Annotated in this window: 18 protein-coding genes; 11 read left to right on the forward strand and 7 right to left on the reverse strand. The window is 62.2% G+C overall.

All coding sequences use genetic code 11. The features are described from left to right. Window positions 1-10 precede the first annotated feature (10 nt). Entirely contained in the window at window positions 11-682 is a 672-nt protein-coding gene (locus FBY10_RS06470) for a TetR/AcrR family transcriptional regulator (RefSeq protein WP_145336911.1), read from the reverse strand. Between the two features lie 146 nt (window positions 683-828). On the opposite strand from FBY10_RS06470, the gene FBY10_RS06475 reads away from it, so the two are divergent. The 5 genes from FBY10_RS06475 to FBY10_RS06495 all read left to right on the forward strand — a co-directional run bounded on the left by FBY10_RS06475 (window position 829) and on the right by FBY10_RS06495 (window position 5,527). After that, the gene (locus FBY10_RS06475; RefSeq protein ID WP_145336912.1) at window positions 829-2,256 is read left to right on the forward strand and encodes a coniferyl aldehyde dehydrogenase; all 1,428 of its coding nucleotides are present in this window, start codon (window positions 829-831) and stop codon (window positions 2,254-2,256) included. Between the two features lie 28 nt (window positions 2,257-2,284). Continuing rightward, the gene (locus FBY10_RS06480; RefSeq protein WP_145336913.1) at window positions 2,285-2,830 is read left to right on the forward strand and encodes a twin-arginine translocation pathway signal protein; all 546 of its coding nucleotides are present in this window, start codon (window positions 2,285-2,287) and stop codon (window positions 2,828-2,830) included. A 37-nt stretch (window positions 2,831-2,867) separates the two neighbouring features. Then, a complete protein-coding gene (locus tag FBY10_RS06485) occupies window positions 2,868-4,463 on the forward strand; it encodes a GMC family oxidoreductase (RefSeq protein WP_145336914.1) in 1,596 nt (531 codons plus the stop codon). 114 nt (window positions 4,464-4,577) lie between these two features. After that, window positions 4,578-5,057 carry a pantetheine-phosphate adenylyltransferase gene (gene coaD / locus FBY10_RS06490; protein WP_003176711.1) on the forward strand — a complete coding sequence of 160 codons (480 nt, stop codon included), beginning with the start codon at window positions 4,578-4,580 and terminating at the stop codon, window positions 5,055-5,057. A gap of 218 nt (window positions 5,058-5,275) precedes the next feature. Then, window positions 5,276-5,527, forward strand: a complete 252-nt coding sequence (locus FBY10_RS06495; RefSeq protein WP_008364838.1) for a YfhL family 4Fe-4S dicluster ferredoxin — start codon at window positions 5,276-5,278, stop codon at window positions 5,525-5,527. A 71-nt stretch (window positions 5,528-5,598) separates the two neighbouring features. On the opposite strand, the gene mutM is transcribed toward FBY10_RS06495, so the two are convergent. Together mutM and FBY10_RS06505 are read right to left on the reverse strand one after the other, a co-directional pair. Further along, window positions 5,599-6,411 (reverse strand): bifunctional DNA-formamidopyrimidine glycosylase/DNA-(apurinic or apyrimidinic site) lyase, encoded by an 813-nt coding sequence (gene mutM, locus FBY10_RS06500; protein WP_145336915.1) that lies wholly within the window; start codon window positions 6,409-6,411, stop codon window positions 5,599-5,601. A 21-nt stretch (window positions 6,412-6,432) separates the two neighbouring features. After that, window positions 6,433-7,245, reverse strand: a complete 813-nt coding sequence (locus FBY10_RS06505) for an HDOD domain-containing protein (RefSeq protein WP_172681436.1) — start codon at window positions 7,243-7,245, stop codon at window positions 6,433-6,435. 227 nt (window positions 7,246-7,472) lie between these two features. Between FBY10_RS06505 and FBY10_RS06510 the strand changes: the two genes are divergently transcribed. The 3 genes from FBY10_RS06510 to ilvD all read left to right on the forward strand — a co-directional run bounded on the left by FBY10_RS06510 (window position 7,473) and on the right by ilvD (window position 12,136). Next, window positions 7,473-8,669, forward strand: a complete 1,197-nt coding sequence (locus tag FBY10_RS06510) for a class I SAM-dependent rRNA methyltransferase (RefSeq protein WP_053127951.1) — start codon at window positions 7,473-7,475, stop codon at window positions 8,667-8,669. 249 nt (window positions 8,670-8,918) lie between these two features. Further along, a complete protein-coding gene (locus FBY10_RS06515) occupies window positions 8,919-10,079 on the forward strand; it encodes an MFS transporter (protein ID WP_145336916.1) in 1,161 nt (386 codons plus the stop codon). Window positions 10,080-10,294: 215 nt separating this feature from the next. Next, window positions 10,295-12,136, forward strand: coding sequence for a dihydroxy-acid dehydratase (ilvD, locus tag FBY10_RS06520; protein ID WP_057003962.1), 1,842 nt, complete (start codon window positions 10,295-10,297; stop codon window positions 12,134-12,136). A gap of 193 nt (window positions 12,137-12,329) precedes the next feature. Here the strand turns inward: ilvD and FBY10_RS06525 are convergent, their stop codons facing one another. Further along, the gene (locus tag FBY10_RS06525) at window positions 12,330-13,388 is read right to left on the reverse strand and encodes a haloacid dehalogenase-like hydrolase (RefSeq protein ID WP_131697528.1); all 1,059 of its coding nucleotides are present in this window, start codon (window positions 13,386-13,388) and stop codon (window positions 12,330-12,332) included. Between the two features lie 242 nt (window positions 13,389-13,630). On the opposite strand from FBY10_RS06525, the gene FBY10_RS06530 reads away from it, so the two are divergent. Continuing rightward, complete coding sequence (locus FBY10_RS06530; RefSeq protein WP_131697529.1) at window positions 13,631-15,022, forward strand: L-cystine transporter; 1,392 nt, start codon at window positions 13,631-13,633, stop codon at window positions 15,020-15,022. 95 nt (window positions 15,023-15,117) lie between these two features. Here FBY10_RS06530 and FBY10_RS06535 read toward each other — a convergent pair whose 3' ends face one another. Then, window positions 15,118-15,630, reverse strand: coding sequence for a dihydrofolate reductase (locus FBY10_RS06535; protein ID WP_027606124.1), 513 nt, complete (start codon window positions 15,628-15,630; stop codon window positions 15,118-15,120). Between the two features lie 69 nt (window positions 15,631-15,699). Between FBY10_RS06535 and FBY10_RS06540 the strand changes: the two genes are divergently transcribed. Then, window positions 15,700-17,079: a DUF2868 domain-containing protein gene (locus tag FBY10_RS06540; RefSeq protein ID WP_145336917.1), complete on the forward strand. Its 1,380-nt coding sequence runs from the start codon at window positions 15,700-15,702 to the stop codon at window positions 17,077-17,079. After that, window positions 17,072-18,439: a DUF3482 domain-containing protein gene (locus FBY10_RS06545; RefSeq protein WP_145336918.1), complete on the forward strand. Its 1,368-nt coding sequence runs from the start codon at window positions 17,072-17,074 to the stop codon at window positions 18,437-18,439. The genes FBY10_RS06540 and FBY10_RS06545 overlap by 8 nt, the downstream gene beginning before the upstream one ends. Here FBY10_RS06545 and FBY10_RS06550 read toward each other — a convergent pair. Together FBY10_RS06550 and FBY10_RS06555 are read right to left on the reverse strand one after the other, a co-directional pair. After that, window positions 18,436-18,990 (reverse strand): phosphonate degradation HD-domain oxygenase, encoded by a 555-nt coding sequence (locus tag FBY10_RS06550; RefSeq protein ID WP_145336951.1) that lies wholly within the window; start codon window positions 18,988-18,990, stop codon window positions 18,436-18,438. The two genes, FBY10_RS06545 and FBY10_RS06550, sit on opposite strands and share 4 nt — an antisense overlap. Next, a complete protein-coding gene (locus tag FBY10_RS06555; protein WP_145336919.1) occupies window positions 18,990-20,123 on the reverse strand; it encodes a TIGR03364 family FAD-dependent oxidoreductase in 1,134 nt (377 codons plus the stop codon). The genes FBY10_RS06550 and FBY10_RS06555 overlap by 1 nt, the downstream gene beginning before the upstream one ends. Window positions 20,124-20,205 lie beyond the last annotated feature (82 nt).

Below are 20,205 nucleotides of genomic sequence, written 5' to 3' on the forward strand. Positions count from 1 at the left end.
GGGAAAGGTCCTACTTCACGTCTTCCAGTGCCTGGTTCAACGGCACGTAAAACTCTTTGAACAATGCATCCACCGCCTCTTTCGCCTGGGGCGTAACGAAACCCGCCTCCAGCACCAGCACCTGGTACACCCCGCGTTTGATGGCTTCGGCACTCAGGTGGGCGGAGTTTTCATTGGTGGTGCACAAGAAACGCACCCAGGAAGTGAGGATGATCCAGGCATTGAGGGTCAGGGCTTCGGTTTGCACCGGGTCCATATTCAGGATGCCCGCATCGACAAACCCCTGGTAGATGGCGCCGCCCTGGATCAGGCAACGCTGGGAAAAACGCCGATAGCCGGTGGCCAGTTCCGGGTCGCTTTCCAGCAGGTGCTCAAGGTCGCGGTGCAGAAAACGGTAGCGCCACATGCCGGCCAGTAAGGCCTGGAGGTAGAAGCGCTTGTCTTCCACCAACATGGCTCGCCCCTGGGGCGGACGCAGGAAAGTGTCCACCAACGCTTCATATTCGCGGAACAGCACGGCGATGATCGCCTGCTTGTTGGGGAAGTGGTAGTACAGGTTGCCCGGCGAAATTTCCATATGGGCGGCGATATGGTTGGTGCTGATACTGCGCTCACCCTGCTGGTTAAAAAGCTCCAGGCTGGTTTGCACAATGCGTTCGCTGGTCTTTACTCGTGGTGCCATAGGGGAATCAGCTTCTGTACACGTGATAGGGCATCTTACGGCCTATCCTTGCCAGGATAAATCTGCATGTTGCTGCAATGTTATTTGACAATTTAGAGTAATGACTCTAAAAATCCAGGCAGACCAATAACAATCGGTGCTGCGCCATGTCTGCCAACGTTGCCTACCTGCAAGATTCCCAGGCGCTGGATCAACTCCAGGACCTGTTCGACGCCCAACGCCGCGCCTACGCCGCCCACCCGATGCCACCAGCCGCACAGCGCCAGCAGTGGCTCAAGGCCTTGCGGGATGTGCTCAGTGACGAGCGCCAGGCACTGATCAATGCGATCAGCCAGGATTTCAGCCACCGCAGCGCCGATGAAACCCTGTTCGCCGAATTGATGCCCAGCCTGCATGGCATTCACTACGCCAGCAAACACCTCAAGGGCTGGATGAAACCTTCCCGCCGCGCTGTAGGCCTGGCCTTCCAACCCGCGTCAGCCAAAGTCATTTACCAACCCCTGGGCGTGGTCGGCGTGATCGTGCCATGGAACTACCCGCTGTACCTGGCCATCGGTCCACTGGTGGGTGCGTTGGCAGCGGGAAACCGGGTGATGCTCAAGCTCAGCGAATCCACGCCCGCTACCGGCGAACTGCTCAAGACCTTGCTGGCCAGGATTTTCCCCGAGGACCTGGTGTGCGTGGTGCTCGGCGAGGCCGAAGTGGGCATGGCGTTTTCCAAGCTGCGCTTCGATCACCTGCTGTTTACCGGGGCTACCAGTATCGGCAAACACGTGATGCGCGCCGCTGCCGAGCACCTCACGCCAGTCACCCTGGAACTGGGCGGCAAGTCGCCGGCCATCGTCTCCGCCGACGTCCCGCTCAAGGACGCCGCCGAACGCATCGCCTTCGGTAAAGCTTTGAACGCCGGGCAAACCTGCGTGGCCCCGGACTACGTGCTAGTGCCGGAGGACCGCGTGGAGGGTTTCGTCGAGGCCTACAGCAAGGCGGTTCGCGGGTTTTATCCGACGTTGGCCGACAACCCGGACTACACCGCCATCATCAATGAGCGGCAACTGGCCCGGCTCAATGCCTACGTCAAGGACGCTACAGACAAGGGCGCCACCCTGATCCCGCTGTACGACCAAGGCCAGGCACGGCGCATGGCCCATAGCCTGCTGCTGAATGTCAGCGACGACATGACGGTGATGCAGGACGAAATCTTCGGCCCGGTGCTGCCGATCGTGCCTTATCGCGGCATCGACCAAGCCTTTGCCTACATCAACCAACGCCCTCGCCCGCTGGCCCTGTATTACTTCGGCTACAACAAACGCGAACAGGATCGGGTACTCCACGAGACCCATTCCGGCGGCGTCTGCCTGAACGACACCCTCCTGCACGTGGCCCAGGACGACATGCCCTTTGGCGGCATCGGACCGTCAGGCATGGGCCACTACCACGGCCATGAAGGGTTCCTGACGTTCAGCAAAGCCAAGGGCGTGCTGGTGAAACAGCGCCTGAACGCGGCGAAATTGATCTACCCGCCCTACGGCAAATCGATCCAGAAACTGATCCAAAAGTTGTTTGTCCGCTGACACCGCCACCCACGGGATAACAATAACAATGAACGCTAGCCTCACGGATTCACCCGCGCTGTCGCGGCGCGGCGTCTTGAAGATCGGCCTGTGCGCCAGCGCCTTCCTGGCCACGGCCGGGCTGGGCGCCAGCCTCAGCGGCTGCTCCAGCAGCACCCCGGCCAGCGGCTTTGCCATGTTGCGCAGCAGTGACTTGCCGTTCCTGCGCGCGGTGATGCCGGTGCTGCTCGAAGGCGTTGCCAGCGCCCAGGACGTGGTCGCCGGGATTGAAGACACGCTGAAAAAACTCGACTACAGCCTGCAGCACCTGTCGCCGGAGATGTTCAAGCTCACCCAGCAACTGTTCGATGTGCTCGGCATGGGCATTACGCGCGGCCCGTTGACCGGCATCTGGGGCAGCTGGGAAAACGCCAGCGCGGAGCAGATCCGCAACTTCCTGCACCGCTGGGAAAACAGCTACCTGAACCTGCTGCGCATGGGCCAGGGCTCGCTGCTCAAGCTGGTGATCATGGCCTGGTACTTCCGGCCCGCCGCCTGGGCGCATTGCGGTTACCCCGGCCCGCCGAAGATCTGATTTGCATCCCTCACAATAAAAACAAGAGACGACCCTGATGCCCGTACCCGATCTGTTCCGCGACGGCCTGGCCCGCGGCTGGAAAACCCACAATGGCGCCGCCCTCGACAGCGACCTGACCCTCGAAGCCGACGTGGCCATTATCGGCAGCGGCGCCGGTGGCGGCACCACCGCCGAAATCCTCAGCGCCGCGGGTTATAAAGTGCTGCTGATCGAAGAAGGCCCGCTCAAGACCAGCAGCGACTTCAAGCTGCTGGAAGACGAGGCCTACGCCAGCCTGTATCAGGAAGGCATCGGCCGCATGAGCAAGGACGGCGCGATCACCATCCTGCAGGGCCGCGCGGTGGGCGGTACCACGCTGATCAACTGGACCTCCAGCTTCCGCACCCCGGACGCCACTCTTAGCCATTGGGCCAGCGAGTACGCGGTAAAAGGCCACAGCAGCGCGGAAATGGCACCGTGGTTCGAAAAGATGGAGCAGCGCCTGGGCATCGCGCCGTGGGCCATCCCCCCGAATGCCAACAATGACGTGATCCGCAAAGGCTGCGAAAAGCTCGGCTACAGCTGGCATGTGATCCCGCGCAACGTACGTGGCTGCTTCAACCTGGGTTATTGCGGCATGGGCTGCCCGGTCAACGCCAAGCAGTCGATGCTGGTGACCACCATCCCATCCACCCTGGAAAAAGGCGGCGAACTGCTGTACCTGGCCCGCGCCGAGCAGCTCAAATACAGCGGCGACACCATCAGCAGCCTGGAATGCGTGGCGATGGACGCGCGTTGCGTGGCGCCTACCGGGCGCAAGATCACCGTGAAGGCCAAGCATTACGTACTGTCGGGCGGCGGCATCAATAGTCCGGCGCTGCTGATGCGCTCGGATGCCCCCGACCCGCATTCGCGGCTGGGCAAGCGGACCTTTTTGCACTTGGTGAACTTCTCTGCCGGGCTGTTCGATGAAGTGATCAACCCGTTCTACGGCGCGCCGCAGTCGATCTATTCCGATCACTTCCAATGGCAGGACGGCACCACCGGCAAAATGTCCTACAAGCTGGAAGCACCGCCCCTGCATCCTGGCTTAGCCAGCACCTTGTTCGGCGGCTATGGCACGCAGAACGCCTTGGACATGGGCCAATTGCCGCACACCCACGCTATGCTCGCGCTATTGCGTGACGGCTTTCACCCCGACAGCCAGGGCGGCACCGTGGGCTTACGCGGTGACGGTACGCCGGTGCTCGACTATCAGGTCTCACCCTATGCCTGGGACGGCCTGCGCCGGGCCTTTCACAGCATGGCCGAGATCCAGTTCGCGGCGGGCGCCAAGTCGGTCAAGCCCCTGCACCATGACGCACGGTTCGTGAACACCTTGGCCGAGGCGCGCAGTGTGATTGACGGTTTGAATCTGGAGTTGCACCGGACAACCCTGGGCAGCGCCCATGTGATGGGTGGCTGTGCCATGGGTGAAGATCCAAAAAACGCGGTGGCTGACAGCCTTGGTCGCCATCACCAGTTGCGCAACCTGTCGATCCACGACGGTTCGTTATTCCCCACCAGTATTGGGGCTAACCCGCAATTATCGGTATACGGATTAACCGCTCAACTGGCGACAGCCTTGGCCGAACGTCTGAAAACAGCGTGAAAAAACACGCTATTCACGGTGTCTATACGGCTTTCTTATGCATAAGTTGACTTGGCCGACCGGGATGGCTGCGATACCATCCGGTTCCCCAACGGACTCCGCCAGGACGACGCGATGAACCGAGTGTTGTACCCAGGTACCTTCGACCCGATTACCAAAGGCCATGGCGATCTGGTCGAACGCGCCTCTCGTTTGTTCGACCATGTGATCATCGCAGTCGCGGCCAGCCCCAAGAAAAACCCGCTGTTTCCCCTGGAACAGCGCGTGGAGCTGGCGCGCGAGGTCACCAAGCACTTGCCCAACGTGGAAGTGGTGGGCTTTTCCACGTTGCTCGCGCATTTCGCCAAAGAGCAGAACGCCAATGTGTTCCTGCGTGGCCTGCGCGCGGTGTCGGACTTCGAATACGAATTCCAGCTGGCCAACATGAACCGCCAACTGGCGCCGGACGTGGAAAGCCTGTTCCTCACGCCGTCGGAACGTTATTCGTTCATTTCCTCGACGTTGGTGCGTGAAATTGCCGCCTTAGGCGGGGATATCACCAAGTTCGTACACCCGGCCGTGGCCGATGCGCTGACGCTGCGCTTCAAGAAGTAATGTGGTGAGCGGGCTTGCCCCGCGTTGGGCTGCGTAGCAGCCCTAATAAAGACTCGCGTCGCCTCAGGTGAATAACCGGTCGTCTGGTTTTGGGGCCGCTTCGCTGCCCAACGCGGGGCAAGCCCGCTCACCACAGCTCGCACTGCGGGCGCCAATGCGGCACAATTGCGCGCATTAGTTTTCAGATGCCTTGGCTGACAGCCCTGGCAGGAGTTTCCATGTCCCTGATCATCACCGACGATTGCATCAATTGCGACGTCTGCGAACCCGAGTGCCCGAACGCCGCCATCTCCCAGGGCGAAGAGATCTACGTGATCGACCCTAACCTGTGCACCCAGTGCGTCGGTCATTACGACGAGCCGCAGTGCCAGCAGGTGTGCCCGGTAGATTGCATTCCGCTGGATGAAGCTCATCCGGAGTCGGAAGAGCAGTTGATGGAGAAGTACCGGAAGATTACCGGTAAAGCCTGAGGTTCTTCAGCGCCTATCAGGGCCTCATCGGGGGCAAGCCCCCGATGGCCATATCAGCATTCACACAGCAATCAGCTCTGGCACCTGGGGCAAAACACACTCGCCCGCTGCCCCAGCACCACATTGCGCAGCTCAGTCCCGCAGACCTTGCACGCCTCGCCACCCCGGCCGTAGACGAACAATTCCTGCTGGAAATACCCCGGCTGCCCGTCACCACCGATAAAGTCCCGCAACGTGGTGCCGCCACGCTCGATCGCCGCCGCCAGAATGCGCTTGATCTCGATCGCCAGCTTCAAATAACGCCCGCGTGAAATGCCGCCGGCGGCGCGACGCGGATCAATCCCCGCAGCAAACAACGCCTCAGTCGCATAGATATTGCCCACACCGACCACCACCGCGTTGTCCATGATGAACGGCTTCACCGCCATGGACTTGCCGCGAGACAACTGAAACAAGCGCTCGCCATCAAACAGGTCCGTCAGCGGTTCCGGCCCCAGGCGGATCAGCAGTTCATGGTTGTGCGGGTCCTGGGTCCAGAGCATCGCGCCGAAACGCCGAGGGTCGGTGTAGCGCAGGGCCAGGCCGGACTCCAGCTCGATATCCACATGTTCATGCTTGGCCGCCGGCATGCCGACCTCCACCAGGCGCAGGTTGCCCGACATGCCCAGGTGGCTGATCAAGGTGCCCACTTCGGCGTTGATCAACAGGTACTTCGCCCGCCGCTCCACCAGCACGATGCGCTGGCCGGAAAGGCGCACATCGAGGTCTTCCGGGATCGGCCAGCGCAGGCGCCGCTCACGCACCACCACGCGGCTGACCCGCTGGCCTTCCAGATGCGGCGCAATGCCGCGCCGGGTGGTTTCGACTTCTGGTAACTCGGGCATGTGTACCTCGTGAAGGGGGGATCAGTGCGCGCCCAGTTCGCGGATCGACAACTTCAGGCTTTCGAAGTCGTAGTCCGACAGGCCCACGTAGTCCAGCACCAGGTGGCCGATGGCATTCCACTCATGATCCACCGACTGGTTGCCCAGCACGCGGCAGGACGAGCAGATGTGCTCGGCCATCTTCAGGATCGCCAGCAGGTTTTTCAGCTGCGGATTGCGCGACGACTCATCACTGAAGACCGCCAAGGCGTTGTGGTGGTTGGCGATGGCATCGGTCACATGCTCCGGCAGGCGCCACGATTTGGCGGTGTAATAGCCGACCACCGCATGGTTGGTGTTGAACGCGTTGTTTTCGGTGTCGACCACGCGGCAGTCGGGGCCGGCGTTGGCGTAGGCCTGCTCCAGCACCGTCATGTAATTGGGGAAGCGCTTGAGCATCAGCGGCACGCCGCAATCGTGGAACAGCCCCAGGGCATAAGCCTCGTCCACCGCCTGGGCGCCGGTGCGCTTGGCCAGGGTCAGACAGGTCATGGCCACGTCCTGGGCGGTGTCCCAGAAGCGGTTGAGGGTGACGATGGTGTCGTCGCTCATCTCGCCCCGGATCGACAGGGCGTTGATCAGGTTGATGATCGACCGGCTGCCCAGCAGGTTCACCGCGCGCTGGATCGAGGCGATCTTGTTGCTCAGGCCGTAATAGGACGAATTGACGATCTTCAGCAACGCGCCGGACAGGCCCGGGTCCTGGGAGATCAACCGCGCGATCACTTCCAGGTCCGGGTCGGGCATGTACTGCTCCATCTGCAAATCCACCATGATTTGCGGCTGGGGCGGCACGCTGATGCCTTGGAGGGCCTGCTGGATCTGTTCGGCGGAAAGCTCTTGGGACATAAGTACATACTCTGGGATAGACGGGGATTCTAACCCCGATGGGAAGCTCACCGACACCTCAAAAACCGGATTGGAACCGGACCAAATGTGGGTGCCAGCTCCCACATGTCCGGCGGCGCGGCCAACAGGGGCGCAACACGGTATACTCCCGCTCTTTTTTCCGGAGCGACGTCATGTCCCTGCCAAGCCTGCGTCTCAAAGCCAACGCCGATCGTCGTTTGCGCAACGGCCACCTGTGGGTCTACAGCAACGAAATCGACGTGGCCGCCACCCCTCTCCACGGCTTCCAGGCGGGCGACCAGGCTATCCTGGAAGCGGCCGGCGGCAAGACCCTCGGCATCGTGGCCATGAGCCCGAACAACCTGATCTGCGCACGCCTGCTGTCGCGCGACATCAAGTTGCCGCTGGACAAGTCGCTGCTGGTGCACCGCATCAACGTCGCCCTGTCCCTGCGTGATCGCCTGTTCGACAAGCCGTTCTACCGCCTGGTCTACGGCGATTCCGACCTGCTGCCGGGCCTGGTAGTCGACCGTTTCGGCGACATCCTGGTGGTGCAGATCGCTTCGGCGACCATGGAAGCCCATAAGGAAGACGTGATCGCCGCACTGACCCAAGTGCTCAAGCCAAGCGGCATCCTGTTCAAAAACGACTCCGCCGCGCGCGACGCCGAAGGCCTCAACCGCTACGTCGAAACCGTGTTCGGCCTGGTGCCGGAGTGGGTGGCGCTGGAAGAAAACGGCGTGAAATTCGAGGCCCCGGTGATCCAGGGCCAGAAAACCGGCTGGTTCTACGACCACCGCATGAACCGCGCGCGCCTGGCCCCATACGCCAAAGGCAAACGCGTGCTCGACCTGTACAGCTACATCGGCGGCTGGGGCGTACAAGCCGCGGCCTTCGGCGCCAGTGAAGTGTTCTGCGTCGACGCCTCGGCCTTCGCCCTCGATGGCGTGGAGCGCAACGCCGCGCTGAACGGCGTTGCCGAGAAGATGACCTGCATCGAAGGCGACGTCTTCGAAGCCCTCAAAGAACTGAAAGCCAGCGAAGAACGCTTCGACGTGATCGTCGCCGACCCACCGGCCTTCATCAAACGCAAAAAAGACATGAAGAACGGCGAAGGCGCCTACCGCCGCCTGAACGAGCAAGCCATGCGCCTGCTCAGCAAGGACGGCATCCTGGTCAGCGCCTCGTGCTCCATGCACCTGCCGGAAGATGACCTGCAAAACATCCTGCTGACCAGCGCCCGCCATCTGGACCGCAATATCCAGATGCTTGAGCGTGGCGGCCAGGGTCCGGATCATCCGGTGCACCCGGCGATTGTCGAGACGCGCTATATCAAGAGCATTACGTGCCGGTTGTTGCCAAACAGCTAAAGCCAAGCACAGATAAAAATGTGGGAGGGGGCTTGCCCCCGATAGCCGTGTGTCAGCCAGCTAATAGGGGGCTGACACTACGCAATCGGGGGCAAGCCCCCTCCCACATTTGTTTTGTGGTTGCCGTGAAAACTTTTCCTACCCAAGCAAGCCACGTCCATTCAGGAAGTTTCTCTCAACGCTTTTGATTGAATTCCACTTTTCGCAGACTAGTATCGGTTTCTGGTTTTACTCCGGAAAACAAAAACAATGTCTGGGCCCACCCTCTCCCGCTTCATCCTCATCACCTGCATTTCACTGATCAGCTTCTTCCCGATCAATATCCTGCTCCCGTCGTTCCCTGCCCTGTCCGCCCGATTCGACACGCCCAGCGCAGACATCGCGCTGTCCATCAGCCTGTTCACCCTGGTCTTTTCCATCTCCCAACTGGTCGCCGGCCCGCTGTCGGATAAATGGGGGCGCAAGGAAGTGCTGCTCGGCTGCATCACGCTGTCGATCCTCGGGGCGATAGGCTGCGCAATGGCCCCGGACTACCTGACCTTCCTGCTGTTTCGCTCTGTACAGGCCATGGGCTGCGGCTTCTTCGTATTGGGCCATGCACTGGTGGAAGACCTGTTCGACGAACAGGACCGAGCCCGGGTGCGCCTCTATTACATGACCCTGAGCGGCTCGTTTGTCGCGCTGTCGCCGCTGATCGGCTCCTGGCTGCAAACCACCTTCGACTGGCAAGGAAGCTTCTATGGGTTTGCGCTCATGGCATTGGGCATGTTGATCCATGCGTTTTGCATCCTGCCTTCCAAGGCTGCCAGCCCGCACCACGCGCCCGTCTCGATCCTGGGCACGCTCAGAGCGGTCGCCGCCAATCGCGACTTCCTGCGCTACTGGTGGATCGCCGCCTTGGTGTTTGCCTGCTACTTCGCCTTGATCAGCGTGACGCCGCTGATTTTCATGGATGCGCTGAAGCTGTCCGAATACCAATATGCGTGGGTGCTGACGGTGTACGGCGTGGCCTATCTGCTCGGCGGCGTTGCTGCCTCGTACCTGCAAAAACGCATGGCGCTGTCCCGGCAAATCAACATCGGCCTCGGACTATTGCTCGTCGCGGGTGTGCTGTTGACGCTGATCATTATTTTTGAAGCCATCACCACCTTGACTCTGCTGATCCCGATGCTGATCAGCGCCCTGGCCGTGACGCTGGTTCGTCCGGCGGCGATTTCGGCGGCGATGCTGTTGTTCTCGAGCAGCGCGGGCACTGCCGCATCGGCCGGGAACAGCATCATGTTCCTCACGGCCGCCATCAGCAGTGCGGCCTTGGCACAAACCGGAACGCATCTGCTGCTGACCATTGCGGTGAGCTTCATTGTGTTCAGCCTTTGGGGCTGGTTGACGAATTTACGGGTCGGACGCTAACGCTTTCCCCCTCGCTCCTACAGGAAGACGGTGTAGAATCGGCCCTATTCATCGCCAGTCATCCCCCGGCGGGTTTATGAGCTCAAGGCCAATGCGCACGGCGATCCCGTCACGTTTGCGGCAACTTCCGGACACCAGTGCCATTTTTCGGGTGTTCCAGACGTCAATAGAAGCTCACTCCCCTTTGATACCGATTAGCCGCCCGGAGTGCTCCAATGCCTGATTACCGCTCGAAAACATCCACCCACGGCCGCAACATGGCCGGCGCCCGCGCACTGTGGCGTGCCACGGGGATGAAAGATGACGACTTCAAGAAGCCGATCATCGCCATTGCCAACTCGTTCACCCAGTTCGTACCGGGCCACGTGCACCTCAAGGACCTGGGCCAACTGGTCGCCCGCGAGATCGAACGCGCCGGCGGCGTGGCAAAAGAATTCAACACCATCGCCGTGGACGACGGCATCGCCATGGGCCATGACGGCATGCTGTATTCCCTGCCGAGCCGCGAGATCATCGCTGACTCCGTGGAGTACATGGTCAACGCCCACTGCGCCGACGCCATCGTCTGCATCTCCAACTGCGACAAGATCACCCCCGGCATGCTGATGGCCGCCCTGCGCCTGAACGTCCCGGTGATCTTCGTCTCCGGCGGCCCGATGGAAGCCGGCAAGACTAAGCTCGCCTCCCATGGCCTGGACCTGGTCGACGCCATGGTCATCGCCGCCGATTCCAGCGCTTCTGACGAGAAGGTTGCGGAATACGAGCGCAGCGCCTGCCCGACCTGCGGTTCGTGCTCCGGCATGTTCACCGCCAACTCGATGAACTGCCTGGTGGAAGCCCTCGGCCTGGCGTTGCCTGGCAACGGTTCGACCCTGGCCACCCACAGCGACCGCGAGCAGCTGTTCCTGCAGGCCGGCCGCACCATCGTCGAGCTGTGCAAGCGCTATTACGGCGAGAACGATGAGTCGGTGTTGCCGCGCAATATCGCCAACTTCAAGGCGTTCGAAAACGCCATGACCCTGGACATCGCCATGGGCGGGTCCACCAACACCATCCTGCACTTGCTGGCCGCGGCCCAGGAAGCCGAGATCGATTTCGACCTGCGCGACATCGACCGTCTGTCCCGCCATGTGCCACAACTGTGCAAGGTCGCGCCGAACATCCAGAAGTACCACATGGAAGACGTGCACCGCGCCGGCGGGATCTTCTCGATCCTCGGCTCCCTGGCCCGTGGCGGCCTGCTGCACACCGACCTGCCGACCGTGCACAGCAAATCCCTGGCCGAAGGCATCGCCAAGTGGGACATCACCCAGACTGACGACGAAGCCGTGCACACCTTCTTCAAGGCAGGCCCGGCCGGTATCCCGACGCAAACTGCGTTCAGCCAGTCGACCCGTTGGGACACCCTCGACGCCGACCGTGAAAACGGCTGCATCCGCAGTGTCGAACACGCCTACTCCAAAGAAGGCGGCCTGGCCGTGCTGTACGGCAACATTGCCCTCGACGGCTGCGTGGTGAAAACCGCCGGCGTGGATGAATCCATCCACGTCTTCGAAGGCCGCGCCAAGATCTACGAAAGCCAGGACAGCTCGGTACGCGGCATCCTCGCCGACGAAGTGAAAGAAGGCGACATCGTGATCATCCGCTACGAAGGCCCTAAAGGCGGCCCGGGTATGCAAGAGATGCTCTACCCGACGTCGTACTTGAAATCCAAAGGCCTGGGCAAAGCCTGCGCCCTGCTCACCGACGGCCGTTTCTCCGGCGGCACCTCTGGCCTGTCCATCGGCCACGCTTCACCTGAAGCCGCTGCCGGCGGTGCGATTGGCCTGGTGCAGGACGGCGACAAAGTCCTGATCGACATTCCGAACCGCTCGATCAACCTGTTGATCAGCGATGAAGAACTGGCAGCGCGCCGGGTCGAGCAGGACAAGAAAGGTTGGAAGCCGGTGGAGAAGCGTCCGCGCAAAGTTACTACTGCACTGAAAGCCTATGCCCTGTTGGCCACCAGCGCCGACAAAGGCGCTGTGCGTAACAAGGCGATGCTCGACGGCCTGTAAGCCTCGCCCCCATAAAAATGCCCCGCCAAGTGCGGGGCATTTTTTTGCCTGGAGCAATTCTCCAAAACACTGAGGATCACAATGTGGGAGGGGGCTTGCTCCCGATATGGGTGGGTCAGTCAACACATGCAACGACTGGCACCCTGCTATCGGGAGCAAGCCCCCTCCCACATTTACCGGCGTAGAGCCGTGGTTACTGAATCTCGTCAGGCTTGACGATCACCCAGTTCTTGTCCGCCGTTACCGGCAACCCTTCCTTGGCTTGCGCCGCCGCATGCTTGGCCATCATGCCGTTGAGTTGGGCCATGTATTTGTCCTTGCGGTTGATCCACAGGTGGATGCCGCCCTTGGCCACGTCCACATCGTGGAACAGCATGTAACCGTCACTGGTCGGCGTATCGCCGCCGACGATCACCGGTTTTTTCCATTCGTCGATGTAGGTCAGGATTGCCGCGTGCTTGCCGGCCATCCAGGTCGCCGGGGTCCACAGGTAGGGGGTCAGCTCCAGGCCGAGGTTGGCTTTTTCGTCGTATTTGCCGGCGGCGATCTGTTTGCGTGCGGTGGTCAGTTCGCCGGTCTTGCGGTCCTTGAGCAAGGTCGTCACGCCGATGACATTCTCGGGTTTGACGTTGTAGCCGTACTTCGGATCGGCGGCGACCATGCGCACCAGTTCTTCCGATGCGGCGGTCATTACGTACACCTCGATGCCATTTTCCATCAGCTTGTTGTACAGCTCGGCCTGGCCGGTGAAGACCTTCGGCGGCTGTACCTCGGACTGCTTCACCACGTCGCCTTCGAAATAGCTGACCGGCACCGGTTTGCCGGAGGCCATCAACTCATCCACCTGGACCTTGAGTTCCTTGAGGGTGAAGCCGGAAAACACCTGCGCAACCCACGGGTAGCAGACCATGTCGTCGACTTCGCAGAGGCGATAGTAGTAGCTGAACAGACTTTCCTTATGGTCGGCGGTGTCTTTGAACGGCATAAGCTTGAGCGACGGATCGAGGCTGTCGCGGGTGATCAGGCCCTTGTTTTCCATGTAGGGCAGCAGGGACTCTTCGAGGTCGTAGCGGTAGCTGGTGTTGTCCATGTCGAACACCGCGAAGTTACCCTTGTTGGCGTTGGCGGCGATCATCTCGTTCAGTTGTTTGGCGGCGGGTGCCGGCCAGTGTTTCAACTCTGTGGCGGCGAACGCCTGGCTGGCGAGTCCGAGGCAGAATGCGGCGGCTAGTAATTTCGGCGCGAGCTTCATAGGCGTTGTCTCCCTGAGTGAAAGACATGGACGCTAACAAATCACTGTGACAGTTCCCAACACGAGCACGACGGTGTGCGTCCCAATTCCGTCACGGGCATACGTCAGAGCGTCAGCGCCTTATTCCGAAAACGACAGGCACCATTCCATATCGGTATTAAATCAATATATTTCAAGCTGTTAGCATTTCCGGCTCGCAATCGCAGGCTCACGCGATTGGCTGCTTTCTCAACGGAGCTTCAATGAATCTGCCCCTGATTCTCAACTTACTGGTGTTCGTGGCCCTGTTGCTGGGCCTGGCACAAACCCGTCGCACAAATTGGAGCCTCGCCAAGAAGGTTCTGTTCGCCCTGGTCCTCGGCGTAGCGTTCGGTACGGCCTTGCACGCCATTTACGGCGACGGCAACCCCGTGCTCAAGGCCTCCATTGGCTGGTTCGACCTGGTCGGCAACGGTTACGTGCAACTGCTGCAAATGATCGTGATACCGCTGGTATTCGCCTCGATCCTCAGCGCCGTGGCGCGCCTGCATAACGCCTCGTCCCTGGGCAAGATCAGCTTCCTGACCATCGGCACACTGCTGTTCACCACCGCGATTGCAGCGCTGATCGGTATCGGCCTGACCAACCTGTTCGGCCTCACCGCCGAAGGCCTGGTGGCCGGCACCCAGGAACTGGCGCGCCTGCAAGTGATCCAGAGCGATTACGCCGGCAAGGTTGCCGACCTGAATATCCCGCAGTTGCTGCTCTCGTTCGTGCCGGCCAACCCGTTCGCCGACCTGGCCCGGGCCAAGCCGACGTCGATCATCAGCGTGGTGATTTTCGCGGCATTCCTCGGGGTTGCCGCACTGCAACTGCTCAAGGATGACGTGGAAAAAGGCCAGAAGGTGCTCAACGCCATCGACACCCTGCAAGCCTGGGTGATGCGTCTGGTGCGCCTGGTGATGAAGCTGACCCCTTACGGTGTACTGGCGCTGATGACCAAGGTGGTCGCCGGTTCCAACCTGCAGGACATCATCAAGCTCGGCAGTTTTGTCGTGGTGTCGTACCTGGCCCTGGGCCTGATGTTTGTGGTGCACGGCCTGTTGCTGTCCCTGGCCGGGATCAACCCGCTGCGCTTCTTCCGCAAAGTCTGGCCGGTGCTGACCTTTGCCTTCACCAGCCGCTCCAGCGCGGCGGCCATCCCGCTGAGCATTGAGGCGCAGACCCGCCGCCTGGGCATCCCGCAATCCATCGCCGGCTTCGCCGCCTCATTTGGCGCGACCATCGGCCAGAACGGTTGCGCGGGTCTCTACCCTGCCATGTTGGCGGTGATGGTAGCGCCGACCGTGGGCATCAACCCGCTGGACCCGCTGTGGATCGCGACCCTGGTAGCGATTGTGACCCTGAGTTCGGCCGGTGTGGCGGGCGTGGGCGGCGGCGCGACCTTTGCCGCGTTGATCGTGCTACCGGCCATGGGCTTGCCGGTGTCACTGGTGGCGCTGCTGATTTCCGTGGAGCCACTGATCGACATGGGCCGTACGGCGCTGAACGTGAATGGTTCGATGACGGCGGGGGCAATTACCAGCCAGATCATGGGGCAGACGGATAAAGCGTTGTTGGATGCGGATGAGCATGCGGAGTTAGCGCAGGCCTGATAGGCCGCCATCGGGGGCAAGCCCCCTCCCACAGTTGATCGAGTTCCAACATGAGAATGCGGTCGAGTGTGGGAGGGGGCTTGCCCCCGATGCTTTTAGGCTTTTTCCCAGACTTCGAAGTTGTAAGCCGGCTTATCACCTTCGGCGGGGTTCGGCAGATTGGAAACCAACTTCCACTGGCTCGCATCAAACGCCGGAAACCACGCATCCCCCTCCGGGCTCAGCGCCACGCGCGTCAGGTACAGGCGATCCGCCTGTTCCAGCCCCTGCGCATACAACTGCGCGCCGCCGATCAGCATCAGCTCATCCGCGCCCTGCTCTAGCGCCCAGGCTTCAGCCCGCGCCACGGCGGCATCGAGTGACGGAAAAACTTCCGCACCTTCCAGCGCCAGGTCGGTCTGACGGCTGACCACAATGTTCAAGCGCCCCGGCAGCGGTCGACCCAGGGAGTCCCAGGTCTTGCGCCCCATGATGATCGGCTTGCCGAGCGTGGTGGCCTTGAAATATTTGAAATCCCCCGGCAAATGCCAGGGCATGCTGTTGTCGACGCCGATCACGCGGTTTTCACCGAGGGCTGCGATCAGGCTTAAAGGGAGAGTTTTTTTCATGGCGACGAGAATACCAGAGGTGCGAGTCAGCAGTTATGCTCCAGGCTCACGAACACAACAGGATGGCGCGTGACAGCACTGAACCCCCTGCAAAAACTCTGGCTGACGGAAACCGTACGCCTGCGTGAAGAACACGCCGGCCCCCTGGAAGACCAGGAAGCCAATCGCCTCGCCCGCACGGCGGGCGGCGACTTGCCGACGCGCATTCAACAGCGCGCCCTGCACCTGGCCGAGCGCGATGGGTTGACCGCCGCCCTCACGCGCTGGCTGCAAGGCGCACGCCTGGCGCTGGTGCTGCTGGCGGTGGTAGCCGTCATCAGCGGCGCGGGCCTGGCCTTTGCTGCGCTGGGCAACGGCTTGACCCCGGTGAATGTGTTCTGGGCCCTGGGCAGCCTGCTCGGCTTGAACCTGATCCTGCTGTTGAGCTGGGCGTTGGGCCTGCTGTTTGCCGGCGAGCACAGCGCCAGCCTCGGGCGCCTGTGGTTGTGGTTGAGTGAAAAACTTGCGCGCGATGCCAAGGCCGCTCAGTTGGCCCCGGCGTTGCTGCTGTTGCTGCAACGGCAGAAACTCAATCGCTGGGCGGTCGGTGTGCTGGTCAACAGCCTCTGGTTGCTGGCGCTGCTCAGCGCGCTGGTGATTCTGCTGACGCTGCTCGCCACCCGCCGTTACGGCTTTGTGTGGGAAACCACTATCCTCGGGGCCGACACCTTCGTCGCCGTGACCCAGGCCCTCGGCACCCTGCCCGCCCTGCTGGGCTTCAATGTGCCGACCGTCGAGATGATCCGCGCCAGCGGCGATTCCGCCCTCAACATCGAAAGCGCCCGCCAGGCGTGGGCCGCTTGGCTGGTAGGTGTGTTGCTGATCTACGGGCTGCTGCCAAGGTTGATCCTCGCCCTGCTGTGCCTGTGGCGCTGGAAACGCGGGCGCGCCGCCTTGCGCCTGGACCTCAACCTGCCCGGCTACAGCCCACTGCGCGAACGCCTGATGCCCAGCAGCGAGCGCCTTGGTGTCAACGATGCCGCGCCGGAACAACTGCACCACGTCACCGGAGGCGTCAGTGAGTTGGACAGCGACGGTGCCTTACTGGTCGCCATCGAACTGGACGATCAGCACCCCTGGCCGCCCAAGCTGCCGGCCAATGTGAAGAACGCCGGCATCCTCGACAGCCGCGAATCGCGCAACAAGCTCCTGGAGCAACTCAGTCGCTTCCCACCCGCACGCCTGGCCATCGCCTGCGACCCGCGCCGCTCGCCCGACCGTGGCAGCCTGGCGCTGGTCGCCGAACTTGCACGCAGCGCCGCCGCCACCCGTGTATGGCTGCTGCAAGCCCCGCCAGGCCAGGCGCTGGATGCCGAGCGCCTGGGCGACTGGCACAGCGCGCTGCAACAACTGGAGCTGCCGTTCGCCGACTGCGCGCCGTTGAACTGGCTGGAGACCGGTCATGACTAAACCACTGAAACTCGCCGTGGTCGGCCACACCAACGTCGGCAAGACCTCGTTGCTGCGCACCCTCACCCGTGACGTCGGTTTCGGTGAAGTCTCCCATCGCCCTAGCACCACGCGGCATGTCGAAGGCGCGCGCTTGTCGGTCGACGGCGAAGCCTTGCTGGAGCTGTACGACACGCCCGGCCTGGAAGACGCCATCGCTCTGCTCGATTACCTGGAACGCCTGGATCGCCCCGGCGAACGCCTGGACGGCCCGGCCCGCCTGGCGCGGTTCCTGGAAGGCAGCGAAGCCCGCCAGCGTTTCGAGCAGGAAGCCAAGGTGCTGCGCCAACTGCTGGCATCGGACGCCGGCCTGTATGTGATCGACGCTCGCGAACCGGTGCTGGCCAAGTACCGTGATGAACTGCAAGTGCTGGCCAGTTGCGGCAAACCGTTGCTGCCGGTGCTCAACTTCGTCAGCAGCAGCGACCACCGCGAGCCGGACTGGCGTGAAGCCCTGGCGCGCCTCGGCCTGCATGCGCTGGTGCGTTTCGACAGCGTCGCGCCGCCGGAAGACGGCGAGCGCCGCCTGTATGAAAGTCTCGCCCTGCTGCTGGAAAACGCCCGGCCGCAGTTGCAGCGCTTGATCCTCGACCAGGATGCCCAACGCCAGGCCCGTCAACAGAGCGCCGCGCGGTTGATTGCCGAATTGCTGATCGACTGCGCCGCGTGCCGACGCAGCGTGGTGACTGAAGATGAGCAACAAGCCATCAGCGATTTGCGCAAGGCGGTGCGTCAGCGTGAGCAAAAATGCGTGGAGGCCCTGCTCAAACTGTTCGGCTTCCGCCCCCAGGATGCCGCCGCCAGCGACCTGCCGTTGCTCGACGGCCGCTGGGGTGATGACCTGTTCAACCCGGAAACCCTCAAGCAACTCGGCGTGCGCGTGGGTGGTGGTATCGCTGCAGGCGCAGCGGCCGGAGCCGGGGTGGACCTGCTGGTCGGCGGGTTGACCCTCGGCGCCGCAGCCCTGGCGGGCGCCATCGCCGGTGGCGCGCTGCAGACCGCCCGCAGCTACGGCAGCCGCCTGCTGGGCAAGATCAAAGGCCAACGCGAGCTGACCGTGGACGACAGCGTGCTGCGCCTGCTCGCCCTACGCCAGCGTCAGTTGCTCAAGGCCCTGAACCTGCGCGGCCATGCGGCGATGCACAGCATCAAGGTCGATACGCCCCAGGACAAGACCTGGCGCGAAGGCAAATTGCCGGACGCGTTGCACAAGGCCCGCGCCCACCCGCAGTGGTCGTCCCTCAACCCCCACGCCAGACTGAGCCAGGCCGAGCGCCAGGAACAGGTCGAAGCCCTCGCCCAGCGCCTCGACGAGACTTAAGCCGCCAGCAGCTGCCGGGCCTTGGCCTTGAGCACTTGCAGGTCGAGCACCGGCACGTGCATTTGCTTGGCCTGTTCGTCCCAGTGGCGCATGCGCAGGCTGACCTGACACAGCGGGTCTTGCTCAAAGGCGCGGGCCTCCTCGGCCGTCATCACACCGCCCTGGTAACCCAGGGTGCGGCGGCTGGCCTCGCTCAAGCGTGCGTAGTAGTCCGGCTGGCTGAACGTCAGGTAGCGCTTGGCCTGGACGTGGTACTCCACCAGCCTGGCCAGGCGCTCACTGAAGCCTGCGCGACGCAAATAGTCGGCGCCCAACCGTTCATGGCTGACCACGCCGTAACCGCCCATGTTCTCGCCATCCTGGCCACAAAGATGGCCGATATCGTGGAAGAACGCCGCCAATACCACCTCATCATCGAAACCCTCGGCCATGGCCAACTGCGCGGCCTGGGACATGTGCTCGATCTGCGACACCGGCTCGCCGATGTAATCCGCCGTGCCGTGCTGCTCGTACAAAGCGAAGACTGCGGCAATCGCCTGTTCCGGGGTCATCACGCTTGCCCCCACAGGGTTGTGATATTGCGCTCGGCCATCGCCGGCCCCACGCTCATGCCCACGCCGGTGTGCATCAAGGCAGCGCTCACGCCAGGTGCGGCCTGCACAAATGAAAACGGCGCCGGGCCCCTGGCCCCGTAGACGCCCTGCCAGCGTTCCATCACCTGGATCTTGCAACCCAAGGTCTGCTCGGCCAACTCGATCATCCAGTCATCCACCTGCTCGGCATTGAACGGCGAGGCATCGCTGCCGTAGTCGTGGGAGTCGCCGATGATCAGTTCGCCATGGGGCGTCGGGCTGATCAGCAGGTGAATCCCGTGTGCATGAAGGTGGGGCGCATCGCGCAGGATCTGCGCCTGTACCGGCGCGGCTTCAGGCAGGTCGGCAAAGGCGCCGTAATGCACGCAACTGAGGCCGGTGAGCAACGCGTGTTGCAGGTTGAGATTGAGCGCAGGCCGGACGCGCAGCATTTGCAGGCGGCAGATCTGTGGGTTGAGTCCCGCGATGGCCTCGGCCAACAGAGTTTGATAATCGTGGCCGGAACAGACGATGACCTGCTCGCCACGAAAACTGCCCGCCGTGGTGTGCACCTGGCCCGGCTCCACGTCACGCACCAGGGTGGAGAAGTAAAATTCCACACCCAGTTGCTGGCTCAGGTAGTGGATCAGCGCCGGTATCGCCTCACGCGAGTACAGTTGCTGGTCGTCCCTGCCATGCAGCGCGGCGCGGTGATGGCGGAACTGGCCGCCATACAGATCTTTCAACGCCGGGCCTTGCAACAGGTCGACGTTGTAGCCGTGTTCACGCGCGCGGCCGGCGCAGAAGGCTTCCAGCAGATGCTCTTCGGCTTCGGTGCGGGCGAACAGGTACGAGCCGTTGCGCTTGAGCTGCAGGCCGGCGGTTTGTGCCCAGTGGCCCCAGATATCGCGGCTTTCCCGCGCCAGGTCGAGCATCGGCCCCGGCGGCTGCCCGGTCACCAGGGCCTGGCCGAAGTTGCGTACCGAGGCGCCCAGGGGCGTGGCGCTGCGCTCGAACACCTTGACCTTGAGGCCGCGTTTGGCGGCGGCGTAGGCGTGGGACAGGCCGAGGATGCCGGCGCCGATGATCAGCAGGTCGCTGTGGTGTGTCATTTAGTGACGTCCTGTTTTCAAGACCGCTATCGGGGGCAAGCCCCCTCCCACATTTCGATTTGTGAATGCAGTCAACTGTGGG

This window comes from Pseudomonas sp. SJZ103 (assembly GCF_007828335.1).
Classification (GTDB): Bacteria; Pseudomonadota; Gammaproteobacteria; order Pseudomonadales; family Pseudomonadaceae; genus Aquipseudomonas.

Excerpts from the sequence above, each read along its gene's own strand:
- FBY10_RS06470 (WP_145336911.1), bottom strand. The coding sequence starts at position 682 with ATGGCACCACGAGTAAAGACCAGCGAACGCATTGTGCAAACCAGCCTG.
- FBY10_RS06475 (WP_145336912.1), top strand. The coding sequence starts at position 829 with ATGTCTGCCAACGTTGCCTACCTGCAAGATTCCCAGGCGCTGGATCAA.
- FBY10_RS06480 (WP_145336913.1), top strand. The coding sequence starts at position 2,285 with ATGAACGCTAGCCTCACGGATTCACCCGCGCTGTCGCGGCGCGGCGTC.
- FBY10_RS06485 (WP_145336914.1), top strand. The coding sequence starts at position 2,868 with ATGCCCGTACCCGATCTGTTCCGCGACGGCCTGGCCCGCGGCTGGAAA.
- coaD (WP_003176711.1), top strand. The coding sequence starts at position 4,578 with ATGAACCGAGTGTTGTACCCAGGTACCTTCGACCCGATTACCAAAGGC.
- FBY10_RS06495 (WP_008364838.1), top strand. The coding sequence starts at position 5,276 with ATGTCCCTGATCATCACCGACGATTGCATCAATTGCGACGTCTGCGAA.
- mutM (WP_145336915.1), bottom strand. The coding sequence starts at position 6,411 with ATGCCCGAGTTACCAGAAGTCGAAACCACCCGGCGCGGCATTGCGCCG.
- FBY10_RS06510 (WP_053127951.1), top strand. The coding sequence starts at position 7,473 with ATGTCCCTGCCAAGCCTGCGTCTCAAAGCCAACGCCGATCGTCGTTTG.
- FBY10_RS06515 (WP_145336916.1), top strand. The coding sequence starts at position 8,919 with ATGTCTGGGCCCACCCTCTCCCGCTTCATCCTCATCACCTGCATTTCA.
- ilvD (WP_057003962.1), top strand. The coding sequence starts at position 10,295 with ATGCCTGATTACCGCTCGAAAACATCCACCCACGGCCGCAACATGGCC.
- FBY10_RS06525 (WP_131697528.1), bottom strand. The coding sequence starts at position 13,388 with ATGAAGCTCGCGCCGAAATTACTAGCCGCCGCATTCTGCCTCGGACTC.
- FBY10_RS06530 (WP_131697529.1), top strand. The coding sequence starts at position 13,631 with ATGAATCTGCCCCTGATTCTCAACTTACTGGTGTTCGTGGCCCTGTTG.
- FBY10_RS06535 (WP_027606124.1), bottom strand. The coding sequence starts at position 15,630 with ATGAAAAAAACTCTCCCTTTAAGCCTGATCGCAGCCCTCGGTGAAAAC.
- FBY10_RS06545 (WP_145336918.1), top strand. The coding sequence starts at position 17,072 with ATGACTAAACCACTGAAACTCGCCGTGGTCGGCCACACCAACGTCGGC.
- FBY10_RS06550 (WP_145336951.1), bottom strand. The coding sequence starts at position 18,990 with ATGACCCCGGAACAGGCGATTGCCGCAGTCTTCGCTTTGTACGAGCAG.
- FBY10_RS06555 (WP_145336919.1), bottom strand. The coding sequence starts at position 20,123 with ATGACACACCACAGCGACCTGCTGATCATCGGCGCCGGCATCCTCGGC.